At 59.4% G+C, this 12,915-nt stretch carries 12 protein-coding genes; 7 read left to right on the top strand and 5 right to left on the bottom strand.

Going from position 1 to position 12,915, the window contains the following annotated elements; translation table 11 throughout:
• Positions 1-17 precede the first annotated feature (17 nt).
• The gene (trkA, locus tag AC30D7_RS22815; protein ID WP_490135570.1) at positions 18-1,391 is read left to right on the top strand and encodes a Trk system potassium transporter TrkA; all 1,374 of its coding nucleotides are present in this window, start codon (positions 18-20) and stop codon (positions 1,389-1,391) included.
• A gap of 142 nt (positions 1,392-1,533) precedes the next feature.
• Positions 1,534-1,848 carry a tetratricopeptide repeat protein gene (locus AC30D7_RS22820; protein WP_490135571.1) on the top strand — a complete coding sequence of 105 codons (315 nt, stop codon included), beginning with the start codon at positions 1,534-1,536 and terminating at the stop codon, positions 1,846-1,848.
• A 60-nt stretch (positions 1,849-1,908) separates the two neighbouring features.
• On the opposite strand, the gene AC30D7_RS22825 is transcribed toward AC30D7_RS22820, so the two are convergent.
• Both AC30D7_RS22825 and tag read right to left on the bottom strand, forming a co-directional pair.
• A complete protein-coding gene (locus AC30D7_RS22825; protein WP_490135572.1) occupies positions 1,909-2,796 on the bottom strand; it encodes a lysophospholipid acyltransferase in 888 nt (295 codons plus the stop codon).
• Between the two features lie 40 nt (positions 2,797-2,836).
• Positions 2,837-3,394: a DNA-3-methyladenine glycosylase I gene (gene tag / locus AC30D7_RS22830; RefSeq protein ID WP_490135573.1), complete on the bottom strand. Its 558-nt coding sequence runs from the start codon at positions 3,392-3,394 to the stop codon at positions 2,837-2,839.
• An 81-nt stretch (positions 3,395-3,475) separates the two neighbouring features.
• On the opposite strand from tag, the gene glyQ reads away from it, so the two are divergent.
• The 4 genes from glyQ to AC30D7_RS22850 all read left to right on the top strand — a co-directional run bounded on the left by glyQ (position 3,476) and on the right by AC30D7_RS22850 (position 7,885).
• Positions 3,476-4,429: a glycine--tRNA ligase subunit alpha gene (gene glyQ / locus AC30D7_RS22835; protein WP_003213601.1), complete on the top strand. Its 954-nt coding sequence runs from the start codon at positions 3,476-3,478 to the stop codon at positions 4,427-4,429.
• Complete coding sequence (glyS, locus tag AC30D7_RS22840; RefSeq protein WP_490135574.1) at positions 4,426-6,480, top strand: glycine--tRNA ligase subunit beta; 2,055 nt, start codon at positions 4,426-4,428, stop codon at positions 6,478-6,480. Before glyQ ends, glyS begins: the two co-directional genes overlap by 4 nt.
• Before the next feature lie 4 nt (positions 6,481-6,484).
• Entirely contained in the window at positions 6,485-7,024 is a 540-nt protein-coding gene (gene gmhB / locus AC30D7_RS22845; RefSeq protein WP_167331188.1) for a D-glycero-beta-D-manno-heptose 1,7-bisphosphate 7-phosphatase, read from the top strand.
• An 81-nt stretch (positions 7,025-7,105) separates the two neighbouring features.
• Positions 7,106-7,885: a lysophospholipid acyltransferase family protein gene (locus AC30D7_RS22850; RefSeq protein ID WP_490135575.1), complete on the top strand. Its 780-nt coding sequence runs from the start codon at positions 7,106-7,108 to the stop codon at positions 7,883-7,885.
• A 183-nt stretch (positions 7,886-8,068) separates the two neighbouring features.
• On the opposite strand, the gene AC30D7_RS22855 is transcribed toward AC30D7_RS22850, so the two are convergent.
• From AC30D7_RS22855 to AC30D7_RS22865, 3 genes are all read right to left on the bottom strand, one after another.
• Positions 8,069-10,381, bottom strand: a complete 2,313-nt coding sequence (locus tag AC30D7_RS22855) for a CHASE2 domain-containing protein (protein ID WP_490135576.1) — start codon at positions 10,379-10,381, stop codon at positions 8,069-8,071.
• A gap of 18 nt (positions 10,382-10,399) precedes the next feature.
• On the bottom strand, positions 10,400-11,329 hold the full coding sequence (locus tag AC30D7_RS22860; RefSeq protein ID WP_490135577.1) for a FecR family protein: 930 nt from the start codon (positions 11,327-11,329) through the stop codon (positions 10,400-10,402).
• Positions 11,330-11,727: 398 nt separating this feature from the next.
• Positions 11,728-12,018, bottom strand: a complete 291-nt coding sequence (locus tag AC30D7_RS22865; RefSeq protein WP_490135578.1) for a hypothetical protein — start codon at positions 12,016-12,018, stop codon at positions 11,728-11,730.
• A 145-nt stretch (positions 12,019-12,163) separates the two neighbouring features.
• On the opposite strand from AC30D7_RS22865, the gene AC30D7_RS22870 reads away from it, so the two are divergent.
• Positions 12,164-12,883, top strand: a complete 720-nt coding sequence (locus tag AC30D7_RS22870) for a response regulator transcription factor (RefSeq protein WP_490135579.1) — start codon at positions 12,164-12,166, stop codon at positions 12,881-12,883.
• Positions 12,884-12,915: the final 32 nt, after the last annotated feature.

Consider the following 12,915-nt stretch of genomic DNA (forward strand, 5'->3'; position numbering starts at 1 on the left):
TTTAAGGGAGTGACTGGATGAAGATCATCATCCTCGGCGCAGGGCAGGTCGGCGGTTCGCTGGCAGAACACTTGGCCAGCGAGGCCAACGACATCACCGTGGTCGACACCGATGGCGAACGCCTGCGCGACCTCGGCGATCGGCTGGACATCCGCACCGTGCAGGGTCGCGGCTCGCTGCCAACCGTACTGAGGCAGGCCGGTGCCGACGACGCCGACATGCTGGTGGCCGTGACCAACAGTGACGAAACCAACATGGTCGCCTGCCAGGTCGCCCACACCCTGTTCCACACCCCCACCAAGATCGCCCGGGTCCGCGAAGCCGCGTACCTGACCCGTACCGAACTGTTCGACAATGAAGCGATTCCGGTCGACGTGCTGATCAGTCCGGAACAGGTAGTCACCAATTACATCAAGCGCCTGATCCAGCATCCGGGCGCATTGCAGGTGATCGACTTCGCCGAAGGCAAAGCGCAGCTGGTAGCGGTCAAGGCGTACTACGGCGGGCCGCTGGTGGGCCAGCAATTGCGCCAGTTACGCGAACACATGCCGAATGTCGAAACCCGTGTGGCGGCGATTTTCCGTCGTGACCGGCCGATCCTGCCCCAGGGCAATACGGTGATCGAGGCTGACGATGAAGTGTTTTTCATCGCCGCCAAAGCGAACATTCGTGCAGTGATGAGCGAAATGCGCCGCCTCGATGAAAGCTACAAACGCATCGTCATCGCCGGTGGCGGGCAGATCGGTGAACGCCTGGCCGAGGCCATCGAAAGCCGTTACCAGGTGAAGATCATCGAGATGAACCCGGCCCGCTGCCGCTACCTCTCGGACAACCTCGACAGCACCGTGGTGTTGCAGGGCAGTGCTTCAGACCGGGATCTGCTGCTGGAAGAGAACATCGCCGACGCCGATATTTTCCTCGCCCTGACCAACGACGACGAAGCCAACATCATGTCGTCGCTGCTGGCCAAGCGCCTGGGCGCGAAGAAAGTGATGACGATCATCAACAACCCGGCCTACGTCGACCTTATCCAGGGCGGCGACATCGACATCGCCATCAGTCCGCAACTGGCGACCATCGGCACCTTGCTGGCCCACGTCCGGCGCGGGGACATCGTCAGCGTGCACTCATTGCGCCGGGGCGCGGCGGAAGCCATCGAGGCGATTGCCCACGGCGATGCGAAGTCGAGCAAGGTGATCGGCAAGGCTATCGAAAACATCGGCCTGCCACCGGGCACCACCATCGGCGCGATCATCCGCGACGAAGAAGTGATCATCGCCCACGACGACACCGTGATCGAAACCGGCGACCATGTAATTCTGTTCCTTGTGGATAAGAAGCATATTCGGGATGTGGAGAAGCTGTTCCATGTGGGGTTGAGCTTCTTCTGATCCGAAGGCCTCTTCGCGGTCAAGCCTCGCTCCTACAGGTTTGAGCCGTCCAGCTATTATGCGAACGACTGAACCGTGTAGGAGCGAGGCTTGCCCGCGAAGGCGATTTCGAACTCCCCCAAAAAACCAGAGGTGCCACCCAATGATCGAATCCCTGGAAAAAATGCTCGCCAAGGGTGTGGATAACTCATTGCTGCGCTTCGGCCTGGGCAAGGGGTATCTGGACCTTGGGGAAAACGCCAAGGCCGCAGAGCATTTCCAGCGCTGCGTCGAGTTCGATCCGAAGTATTCGGCAGCCTGGAAGCTGTTGGGCAAGGCCCATCTGGCGCTGGCGGATTACGCGGCGGCGCGACAGTCCTGGGAGCAGGGTCTGGAAGCTGCCCGCGCCCATGGCGACAAACAGGCAGAGAAGGAGATGACGGTGTTTCTGAAAAAGCTTGAGCGACAGGCGCACTGATCAGCGGTAACGCAGGCCAAGATCAATAGATCGCAGCCTACGGAGTTATCCACAGCAGCCTCAATACCAGCGAGCTTCACCCGGTGGACGCTTCTTGAAGCGCTTCATGCTCCACATGTACTGGCTCGGATAAGCCCGTACATAGCGCTCGACCACCTGGCTCATGGCCGCGCAGGAGGTTTCGGTATCGGTGCTGTACATGGCCTCTGGCGCAGCTTCGAGGATCACTTTGTATCCTGAACCGTCCGGCAGGCGCAGGGCATGCAGGAATACGCCGACCGCTTTGCCGCCGGCCAGCATGTTCGGCACGAATTTGCTGGTCAGGGCCTGAGTGGCGAAGAACGGCACGAAGATCCCGGCGGATTCGGCCGGTTCCGGGTCAGCCGGAATGCCCACCGCGCCACCCTTGCGCACTTCCTTGATCACGCTGAGGATCCCTTCCTTGGTGGAAGCCGCCACCCGGTTACCCAATTGCACTCGCTGCTTGCGCAGCAACTCATCCACCGCCTTCAGTTTTGGCGGGCGGTAGAAAATGATCGGTTTGCACTGGCTGCAATAGAAGTGGTTCAACACCTCCCAGTTGCCCAGGTGGCTGGTGATGCCAACCACACCTTTGCCAGACGCCAACGCCTCTTTCAAAACGTCGAGGCCTTCGACTTCGCGTACCAGGTCAATGGAACGCTGGGCTGGCCAGATCCACGCGCAGGCGCTTTCAGTCAGAGACTTGCCGATGTCTTTCAGGCTTTGCCCCACCAGACGCTCGCGCTCGGCCGGGTCCATTTGCGGAAAGCACTTGGCGAGGTTGATCCGCACCACGTCGCGGGAACGGTTGGGGGTTTTCCACATGATCCAGCCAATCGCCGAACCCACCGCTTGCACTGCCCGCCATGGCAGCAAGGCAAACAGCCGCAGAGCGCCTACCAGCAAGGCGCCTTTAAACTTATCCACAGGTCACTCCTGATCTTGTGCTGTGCGCGAGGCGGCTATTCTAACCGCCGTTCGCCAACGTAGCGTAGCGATCGCAATCCAGGGTGTGGTCCATGACCATGCCTGAAGCCTGCATCAGCGCGTAACAAATGGTCGGGCCGACGAACGTGAAGCCGGCTTTTTTCAGGCCTTTGCTCATCTCGATGGCGGCCGGTGTCACCGCCGGCACTTCACTGCGATCCTTGAAATGATTGATCACCGGCGTGCCGCCGACGAACGACCAGAGAAACGCCACCGGGTCTTCCAGCTCCAGCCAGGCCTGGGCATTGCGCCGGGCCGCGTTGAGTTTGAGACGATTGCGGATGATCCCCGGATCGAGCATCAGTTCATCGATTTCCGCATCGCTCATCTGCGCCACACGCTGTACGTCGAAGCCGAACAGCACCTTGCGATAACGCTCTCGCTTGCGCAATACAGTGATCCAGGAAAGCCCGGCCTGGAACCCTTCGAGCAAAAGCAACTCGAACAAACCCTGCGCATCGCGTAGCGGCGTGCCCCACTCCTGATCGTGATAAGCCATGTACAGCGGATCTTCGGTACACCAAAAGCAGCGTGGCATAAGGCTCCAGGGGGCGTGCGCAGGACCGAATCGGGTATACTCCCGCTCTTTAAATCGCAGCCCAAGAAACAGGTGAATTTCGTGAGCCAGCCTACGCCAGCCGTGCGTACCTTCCAAGACTTGATCCTCGCCCTCCAGCAATACTGGGCCGAGCAAGGTTGCGTGGTACTTCAGCCCTACGATATGGAAGTAGGCGCCGGCACTTTCCACACTGCCACATTCCTGCGCGCCATCGGCCCGGAAACCTGGAACGCCGCTTATGTGCAGCCCAGTCGTCGCCCGACTGACGGCCGCTACGGCGAAAACCCGAACCGTCTGCAGCACTACTATCAGTTCCAGGTAGTGCTGAAGCCGAACCCGGACAACTTCCAGGAACTGTACCTGGGCTCCCTCAAGCACGTGGGCCTCGACCCATTGGTGCATGACATCCGTTTCGTCGAAGACAACTGGGAGTCGCCAACGCTGGGCGCCTGGGGTCTGGGCTGGGAAGTCTGGCTCAACGGCATGGAAGTGACGCAGTTCACTTACTTCCAGCAAGCGGGCGGCATCGAGTGCTACCCGGTGACCGGCGAGATCACTTACGGTCTGGAGCGTCTGGCCATGTACCTGCAAGGCGTGGACTCGGTCTACGACCTGGTCTGGGCTGACGGTCCGTTCGGCAAGGTGACCTACGGCGACGTGTTCCACCAGAACGAAGTGGAGCAGTCGACCTACAACTTCGAACACGCCAACGTCGAGAAGCTGTTCGAACTGTTCGACTTCTACGAAAGCGAAGCCAAGCGCCTGATCGAACTCGATCAGCCACTGCCGTTGCCGAGCTACGAAATGGTGTTGAAGGCTTCCCACACCTTCAACCTGCTGGATGCGCGCCGAGCGATCTCGGTGACCGCGCGTCAGCAATACATTCTGCGTGTACGCACCCTGGCGCGTTCCGTCGCGCAAGCCTACCTGCTGGCTCGCGCCAAGCTCGGCTTCCCGATGGCGACCCCGGACCTGCGTGATGAAGTACTGGCCAAGCTGGAGGCTGCACAATGAGTGCTCAAGATTTTCTGGTTGAACTGGGCACCGAAGAACTGCCACCCAAAGCCCTGAATACCCTGGCCGACGCATTCCTGGCCGGTATCGACAAAGGCCTGCAAGCCGCTGGCCTGAACTACGAGAGCAAAACCGTCTACGCCGCGCCGCGTCGCCTGGCGGTGCTGATTACCGCGCTGGCAACCCAGCAGCCGGATCGCAGCATCAACCTCGACGGCCCGCCACGTCAGGCTGCATTCGATGCCGAAGGCAACCCGACTCAAGCGGCCCTGGGCTTCGCCAAGAAGTGCGGCGTAGAGCTGAGCGAAATCGATCAGAGCGGCCCGAAGCTGCGCTACAGCCAAAACATCGCCGGCAAGCCGACCGCAAGCCTGATGCCGACCATCGTCGAAGATTCCCTGAACGACCTGCCGATCCCCAAGCGCATGCGCTGGGGTGCCCGCAAGGAAGAATTCGTTCGCCCGACCCAATGGCTGGTGATGCTGCTCGGTGACCACGTCATCGACTGCACCATCCTCGCCCAGAAGGCCGGCCGCGATTCCCGTGGTCACCGCTTCCACCACCCGGAAAGCGTGCGCATCACCTCGCCAGCCAACTACCTGAACGATCTGCGTGCCGCTTATGTACTGGCCGACGCCAACGAGCGTCGCGAACTGATCAGCAAGCGCACCGAAGAACTGGCGACGATGCAGGAAGGTACGGCGATCGTTCCGCAAGCCTTGCTCGACGAAGTGACTGCGCTGGTTGAATGGCCAGTGCCGCTGGTGTGCTCGTTCGAAGAACGTTTCCTCGACGTGCCGCAGGAAGCGCTGATCACCACCATGCAGGACAACCAGAAGTACTTCTGCCTGCTGGATGCTGACGGCAAGTTGCTGCCACGTTTCATTACCGTGGCCAACATCGAAAGCAAGGATGCGCAGCAGATCATCGCCGGTAACGAGAAAGTGGTTCGCCCACGCCTGACCGACGCCGAGTTCTTCTTCAAGCAAGACAAGAAGCAAAAACTCGAAGAATTCAATCTGCGTCTGCAGAACGTGGTGTTCCAGGAAAAACTCGGCAGCGTCTACGACAAGGCCGAGCGCGTGTCGAAGCTGGCGGCCTACATTGCCGCTCGCATCGGCGGTAACGCTTCCTGGGCGGCCCGTGCCGGCCTGCTGTCCAAGTGCGACCTGGCGACCGAAATGGTCGGTGAGTTCCCGGAGATGCAAGGTGTCGCCGGTTACTACTACGCCCTCAACGACGGCGAGCCGGAAGACGTCGCCCTGGCGCTGAACGAGCAGTACATGCCGCGCGGTGCCGGCGCTGAACTGCCGACCACCCTGACCGGTGCGGCCGTTGCCATCGCCGACAAGCTCGACACCCTGGTGGGCATTTTCGGTATCGGCATGCTGCCGACCGGCAGCAAAGACCCGTATGCCCTGCGCCGTGCCGCACTGGGTGTGTTGCGGATCCTGATCGACAAGAAACTCGACCTCGACCTGAACGACGCCGTGGCCTTCGCCGTGAATGCGTTCGGTGCCAAGGTCAAGGCTGCCGGCCTCAATGACGCGGTGCTGGAGTTCATCTTCGACCGTCTGCGTGCCCGTTACGAAGACGAAGGCGTGGACGTCGCGACCTACCTGTCGGTACGTGCCTTGAAGCCGGGTTCGGCCCTGGACTTCGACCAGCGCGTACAAGCGGTAGAAGCGTTCCGCAAATTGCCGGAAGCTGCTGCCCTGGCCGCCGTGAACAAGCGCGTGTCGAACCTGTTGAGCAAGATCGAAGGCTCCGTGCCGACGGTCGTTGAAGCCAAATACTTCGACAACGCCAACGAGTTCTCGCTGTATTCGGCGATCCAGCAGGCAGACCAGGCTGTGCAGCCAATGGCCGCTGCCCGTCAGTACAGCGAATCGCTGGCGCGTCTGGCCGCATTGCGCGAGCCGGTGGATGCGTTCTTCGAAGCAGTGATGGTCAACGCCGAAGACGCCAAGGTGCGAGCCAACCGCTATGCGCTGCTGGCGCGTCTGCGTGGCTTGTTCCTCGGCGTCGCCGACATTTCGTTGCTGGGCTGAGGGGCTGCTGTTGAAACTGCTGATTCTCGATCGGGACGGGGTGATCAATTACGACTCCGACGCGTACATCAAGTCGGTGGAGGAGTGGATTCCACTCCCCGGTTCGATCGAAGCGATCGCGCAGTTGAGCAAGGCCGGCTGGACGGTGGCGGTCGCCACCAACCAGTCAGGCATCGCTCGCGGCTATTACGACATCGCCACCCTGGAGACCATGCACGCTCGCTTGCGCGAGTTGGTGGCGGAGCAGGGCGGCGAAGTCGGGCTGATCGTCTATTGCCCGCACGGGCCAGACGATGGCTGCGATTGCCGCAAGCCAAAACCGGGGATGTTGAAAACCATCGCCGCGCATTACAACGTTTCGCTGACGAATCTATGGTTCGTCGGCGATACTCTCGGTGACCTGGAGGCCGCCAAAGCCGTCGACTGTCAGCCAGTTTTGGTAAAGACCGGGAAAGGCGAAAAGACTCAGGGCAAGACCCTACCGGCAGGCACCTTGATTTTTGACGATCTGGCGGCGATTGCCGCAGAACTTATCCACAACTAAGGCTCTTCTGACATCCTGGCCAAGGACTGATCGGGAGTGCGCTTGAATAGGCGGGCAGTGCCCGCAACGGTAAATGTCGCCATGTCGATACTGCAGGCCATCAGAAATTTCCTCTTTTACCTGCTGCTGGGCACCAGTTCGTTGCTCTGGTGCACCCTGAGCTTTTTTATCGCGCCGTTTCTGCCGTTCAAGGCGCGTTATCGCTTTATCAACGTGTACTGGTGCCGCTGCGCCTTGTGGTTGAGCAAAGTCTTTCTGGGTATCCGCTACGAAGTGAAGGGTGCCGAAAACGTGCCTGAGCAGCCCTGCGTGATTCAGTCGAACCACCAGAGCACCTGGGAGACGTTCTTTCTCTCGGCCTACTTCGAACCGTTGAGCCAAGTGCTCAAGCGCGAGCTGCTCTACGTGCCGTTCTTCGGCTGGGCCATGGCCATGCTGCGGCCGATCGCCATCGACCGTGACAACCCGAAAGCCGCGCTCAAGCATGTGGCGAAAAGGGGCGATGAACTGCTCAAGGACAAGGTCTGGGTGCTGATTTTCCCGGAAGGAACTCGCGTTCCCTACGGCACCATCGGCAAGTTCTCCCGAGGCGGCACCGCATTGGCCGTCAATGCGTCATTGCCCGTTCTGCCGATTGCGCACAATGCCGGCAAGTTCTGGCCGAAAACCGGTTGGGCCAAAAAGCGGGGCGTGATCACCGTGATCATCGGCGCTCCGATGTACGCCGAGGGTAGCGGGCCACGGGCCATTGCCGATCTGAATGACCGGGTGCAGGCCTGGAACGAACAGATGCAGCGCGAGATGGGTTCGCTGCCAGCAGCCCCGGCGGCGCCGAGTGCGACCGATCAAGTGGTTGTCTGAGATTCTGTGGATAACCTGTGTACCGTTTTGTTGAAAAGCGCTGTATTTAATGTTTAAGCTTATGATTTATATACATATTTCTAAAGCAAATAAAACGCCGAAAAACGTGCATAAGTTTTATACGACGTAAAAAAACCGGCTGATATATAGCCGGTTTTTTTATGCCTGTGAAAAGGCTTTGACTCATTCGCTCAACAGGGGCAGCTGGATGCTGAACGTCGTACCTTGCCCCACTACGCTATGACAGGAAATCCGCCCGCCGTGACGATCCATCACCGCCTTGACCATGGACAACCCCAGCCCTAGGCCGTCACTGCCGTGAGCCGATGCAAAGCGTCGATACTGACTGAACAACTCCGGGAGTTCTTCGACGGCAATCCCTCGACCCTGGTCGGCGATCTCACACGTCAACCAACCCTTGGCACAACTCACCCGCACGGAGATCCGTGAACCCGCCGGACTGTACTTGATGGCGTTTTCCAGCAGGTTGAACAGTGCCCGTGTCAGTAACGACTGATCGGCCAGAACCAGGGCTTCAGCATCTTCGTCGAGGTCATGCAGCAATTGAATGTTTTTCAGATGAGCAATGCTCGAGGCCTGGTCGAAGGTATCGAGCAACAACATGGCAAACATGCTCGGCTGAAACTGATAGGCCTCGGATTCAGCCTTTGCCAACTGCACAAAGGCCTCGGTCAGATTCAGCGCCTTGCGCACTTGTAACTCGATCTGACTGAACACTTGAGTGTCGCCAGACACCTGATGCCGCTGAACGTCGAGCAAAGCCAGAATCGCCGAGTGGGGGGCCCTCAGGTCATGAGACAGAAAACGCAGCAACACGGCCCGCTGTTCCTCGGCGTCCCGTTCGACGCTCAAGTCCGTGAGGCTCAGTAACCAGCCAATCACCGAGTCGCCCTCGGCCGGCAACAGCGGCGCCAGGTCCAGACGCAGGCTGCGTGCCTGGGTGTCACGAAACTCCAGCAACTCCAGGGTCGACAACGCAGGTAGCGCTCCATCGGACTGTACCGGATAACCCAACTCGCTCAGTTGCTCGAGCATGTCCTCGCCCACCAGGCTGCTGGAAAATATCTCTCGGGCCTTGCGGTTGGCCAATAGAATCCGCCCGTTCGGATCGCTGATCAGCGTCGCCACCGGCAGGTACTCAAGGCCATCGGCAATAAAGCGCCGGGTGTCGCGGGTCCGGCTCATGGCCTGCTCCAGCGCAACGATTTGCCCTTGCAGCACATCGCCAGCCGGGGCTTGGGTGCGGCGGCGTTCGGGAAAGACTTTCGGTTCGCTGTCCAGACGCGCCAGTTCCCAGCCGAAATAGGCGAGCACCGCATTCAGCCTTCGCCAATTCCAGATCAGGTAACCCAACAGCATACCCAACAGACTCGCGGCCGGTGACCACCACCAGCCAAGACGTAGCAGCAGGCTCGACCCCAGCAGCGCGACCGCCATTGCCCCCAGGGTCAGCCAAAGGGCGCGACGGGGACGCACCAACATCAGGCCCAGCAATTCACCGACAATCACTACTGATAACAACGCCGCCAAGCGTTCATCGACCACCACGATATTGCGCTGTTGCAGCAGCCCGTTGAGGATATTTGCCTGGATCTCGATACCCGGGGTGGTGCCGATGCTCGCCGATTGCGGTGTCACATAACGGTCCCCCAGGCCTGGCGCGGTGGAACCGATCAGGATCAAGCGATCGCGCAGCAACTCGGGCGGGACTTCACCGCGCAAGACGCTGACGTAGGGCACACTGGGAAAACCCGCATCGGAACGGATGAAAGGAATCCGTATTTCGTGGGCTCGCTGCCAGCCTTGCGGCGACGACAGGGCCGGGGCCCCGGGCATCGGTACATTTCCCTTGTCGGCAAGGGTCTCTTCGTACAGCAGCCAGGCCAGTTGCACGCGTGTTTGTTGTGCCGGCCCTTCGCTCAAATACACACTGCGCACGATCCCGTCAGCATCTGCTTCGGCATTGATGTGCCCGATGCCTTTGACGCAATGGCTCAGTGGCGCCACCGGTTCAATTTCCCCCAAAGGCTGTCCATAACGCGCCACGCCTTCGCGCAGCAGCGGCACGAAGACATTCCCGGCACGACAAGCCGCCTGGGCCAGAAGCTGATCGTTGCCGGGATGGCTATCGGGCTCGCTGAAAATCACGTCGAACAGAATGCCTTTGACGTTCGCGGCGCTGAGCCGATCAAGCAATTGCGCGTGCATCGCTCGCGACCAGGGCCATTTGCCAAGCTGCTGCAAGCTGTAGTCGTCGATCGTGACGATGAGTATCCGTGGGTCCACCGGCAGCGGACTCAGCCGGCGCAGGTTGTCGTACAGCAGATGGCTCAAGGTCAGGCCCTGGCTCATGGACAGCAACGCCGTCAGCGGCAACAGGATCAGGCTGACCCACAGCCACTCGCGGACCATCCGCCGAAACAGCCGCTGAGCCTGGGTCGGCTCGCGACCGTCCTTCCATGGGCGACCCTTCATTGGTCGTCAGCCGGGGCGCTATTGGACACGCGTGGTCCTGGGGTAATAGAAAATGTCATACACCCCGGTTTCTCCCTCTAACCCCTGAGCGTCATATGCCGACAGACGGACATGATAGAACAACGCTTTCAGCCCGCTGAATTTGACCTCGGGCGTGCTGGAAAACTGTTCTTGTTTGATGTCCAGAAAAGCAGCGTCAGTGGCCACTTGCGCCCGATAACGCGTGGCCCCCTCGATAGGCTTCATGATCAATTGCCAGACAGGCACATTACCCGTCTGACCGGCTTGCCCCAACAAACGTGGCGCGGGTAACAAGTCGATTGGCGTCAACGTGCCTTGTTTCTGAATACGCAAACCCTGACGGGCCATGACCTGGACTTCGTCACCCTCCAGGCCCTGAGTCTGTTTGGCAGTGGAGCGGGCAGAGCGGGGGGGCGACGGTTCCTCATCACGATTGACCGCCACTTGCCCGTTCAGCACTTCCAGTAATGCCTGACCACCATCATCGTTGCGCGCCCGGAAGTGCGTACCCCGTACGCCCAGTACACCGACCGGCGTGACGATCTGAAAACGATCATGGTCGCTGGCACGCTTGATCACATACGACTCGACCTGACCCTGCTCGAGGATAACCTGAGGGATCGAGTGTTCTTCATTGAGGTGCAGCGTGATCTGGGAACTGGAAGGCAGTACTACCCGCGAGCCATCGCCCAGGGACAGGCTGACAAACGCCGAAGGCGAGGTCTTGACGCCTTCCTGCTCGTCGATCGGCATGCCTTCTTGCAGTGGCGTCTGTTTGCCTTTGGCATCCAGTTTCCAGGCTTCGCCAGTCAGATGCTCGACAGTCGCGGGCAGCGGTTGGCCGCGACATTGTTGATTGTCATCGATATAAGGCAGGCGTTTTGCCGAGGCGCCAGCCGCCGATACACTCGGGGTGAGTAATCCCATCAAGCCGGCAACCAGTAAAAGACAAACGCCAGAACGGCGTGGGAGCAATAAGGTCATGGGGTTCATGGATTGGCTTTTATGCTCTTATACAAATCATGCCGGGAAACGCACGCGCTTGACGCACGATACCTGACCGGATGCTCTGGCAGATAGCCATGGGAGCAAAGGAAATGAGATGACACATCCCTGTGTCGGAGCCGAGCAGGCACTCCTTGTGTTTTCCCCTGAACTGCAGACCCGCCGAAAACCGGCGATCGACGGTCCTGCAGTTTGGCATTGACGCTCCCTGCGTCGGAGCACATCCCAATGCCCCTGTGCCGCTCAGCGAAATGAATTTACCGGCATAAACGACCTTGCGCGGTCATTCTCAATATTTGTTCAGAATTGACTGAAGGCGCCTAAAACACCCAACGTTGCGCCGAGGGAATGTCGAGCTGGGCGGCTTCCACCTGTGCGGAGTGCACCGGGGCAAAACCTGGCGAGTCCCCCATCACCGTGTTCGTCTCTGCCGGGCCGAAGTAACGCGGCGCGACATTCTGCTCGATGACTGGTGTTGACTGGACCGTGGTGCATCCCAATCCGAGACCCGCGGCCAACATCAACGCTGCCAATCTTGTAAACCCGTTAAAGAGAATCTTTAGACGCATTTTTCCCCACAGTCCCTCTTGAGCATTCTGCCGATCATTCATCACCTACCGGCTAAGTGATATCAGCGTATCCACACTTGGGAAGTTCGCAGCAATTCGCCACAATTGTTCAGATTCAATCAATCAGCCTAAACTCCCGCAGGAATTTTCTTAACGTTGCACTTACGAGATGAAGGAAACACTCGGCATGCGTGTCGCAATACTGGATGACGAACCCGCCGAACTCCGCCGGGTGGAACAGACACTGCGACAGATCCCCGTAACGGGGGAGCAGGCGTGGACGTTGCACAGTTTCGAGCGGGGAGAGGATTTGTTACGGCAACTTCGCCGGGAAACTTTCGACCTGCTGATCCTCGACTGGCAATTGCCCGATATCAGCGGCCTGTCGTTGTTGCGCTGGACCCGGGAACACATGGACTCACCACCGGCTGCGATCATGCTCACCAGTCGCGACACCGAAAGCGATATCGTCCAGGCCTTGAACGCCGGGGCCGACGATTACGTGAGCAAACCGTTTCGTCCCAACGAGTTGATGGCGCGGGTCAGCGCAGTACTTCGCCGACATGGACTGCAACGCGCGGCGGCCACTGAAATACTGACATTCAATGACCTCCAATTCGACGACGCCGAACTCACCGTCACCCGTGCCTCCACCCCCATCAGCCTGACCGAACGGGAATACCGTCTCGCCCGCTGCCTGTTCGCCAATCTGGGCCGGCCTTTATCCCGTGAATACTTGTATGAGCGCTTCTGGACCCATGAAGAAATCCTGTCCTCCCGGCCCCTGGATACTCATATTTATCGCCTGCGCAACAAGCTGGGCCTGACGGCTGATCGCGGTTGGCAACTGCTGACGATTTACGGGTATGGGTATCGGCTTGAGAGCGTAGCGACTGCCAGCGAGTGAAGAGCTGTTACATTCCTACGATCAATAAAAAA

The sequence above is a fragment of the Pseudomonas sp. DF5 genome, from assembly GCF_058148225.1.

What these genes read in the sequence shown, in the direction of transcription:
- trkA (WP_490135570.1), top strand. Translation starts at nt 18, where the DNA reads ATGAAGATCATCATCCTCGGCGCAGGGCAGGTCGGCGGTTCGCTGGCA.
- AC30D7_RS22820 (WP_490135571.1), top strand. Translation starts at nt 1,534, where the DNA reads ATGATCGAATCCCTGGAAAAAATGCTCGCCAAGGGTGTGGATAACTCA.
- tag (WP_490135573.1), bottom strand. Translation starts at nt 3,394, where the DNA reads ATGCCACGCTGCTTTTGGTGTACCGAAGATCCGCTGTACATGGCTTAT.
- glyS (WP_490135574.1), top strand. Translation starts at nt 4,426, where the DNA reads ATGAGTGCTCAAGATTTTCTGGTTGAACTGGGCACCGAAGAACTGCCA.
- AC30D7_RS22850 (WP_490135575.1), top strand. Translation starts at nt 7,106, where the DNA reads ATGTCGATACTGCAGGCCATCAGAAATTTCCTCTTTTACCTGCTGCTG.
- AC30D7_RS22855 (WP_490135576.1), bottom strand. Translation starts at nt 10,381, where the DNA reads ATGAAGGGTCGCCCATGGAAGGACGGTCGCGAGCCGACCCAGGCTCAG.
- AC30D7_RS22860 (WP_490135577.1), bottom strand. Translation starts at nt 11,329, where the DNA reads ATGGGATTACTCACCCCGAGTGTATCGGCGGCTGGCGCCTCGGCAAAA.
- AC30D7_RS22865 (WP_490135578.1), bottom strand. Translation starts at nt 12,018, where the DNA reads ATGAATGATCGGCAGAATGCTCAAGAGGGACTGTGGGGAAAAATGCGT.
- AC30D7_RS22870 (WP_490135579.1), top strand. Translation starts at nt 12,164, where the DNA reads ATGCGTGTCGCAATACTGGATGACGAACCCGCCGAACTCCGCCGGGTG.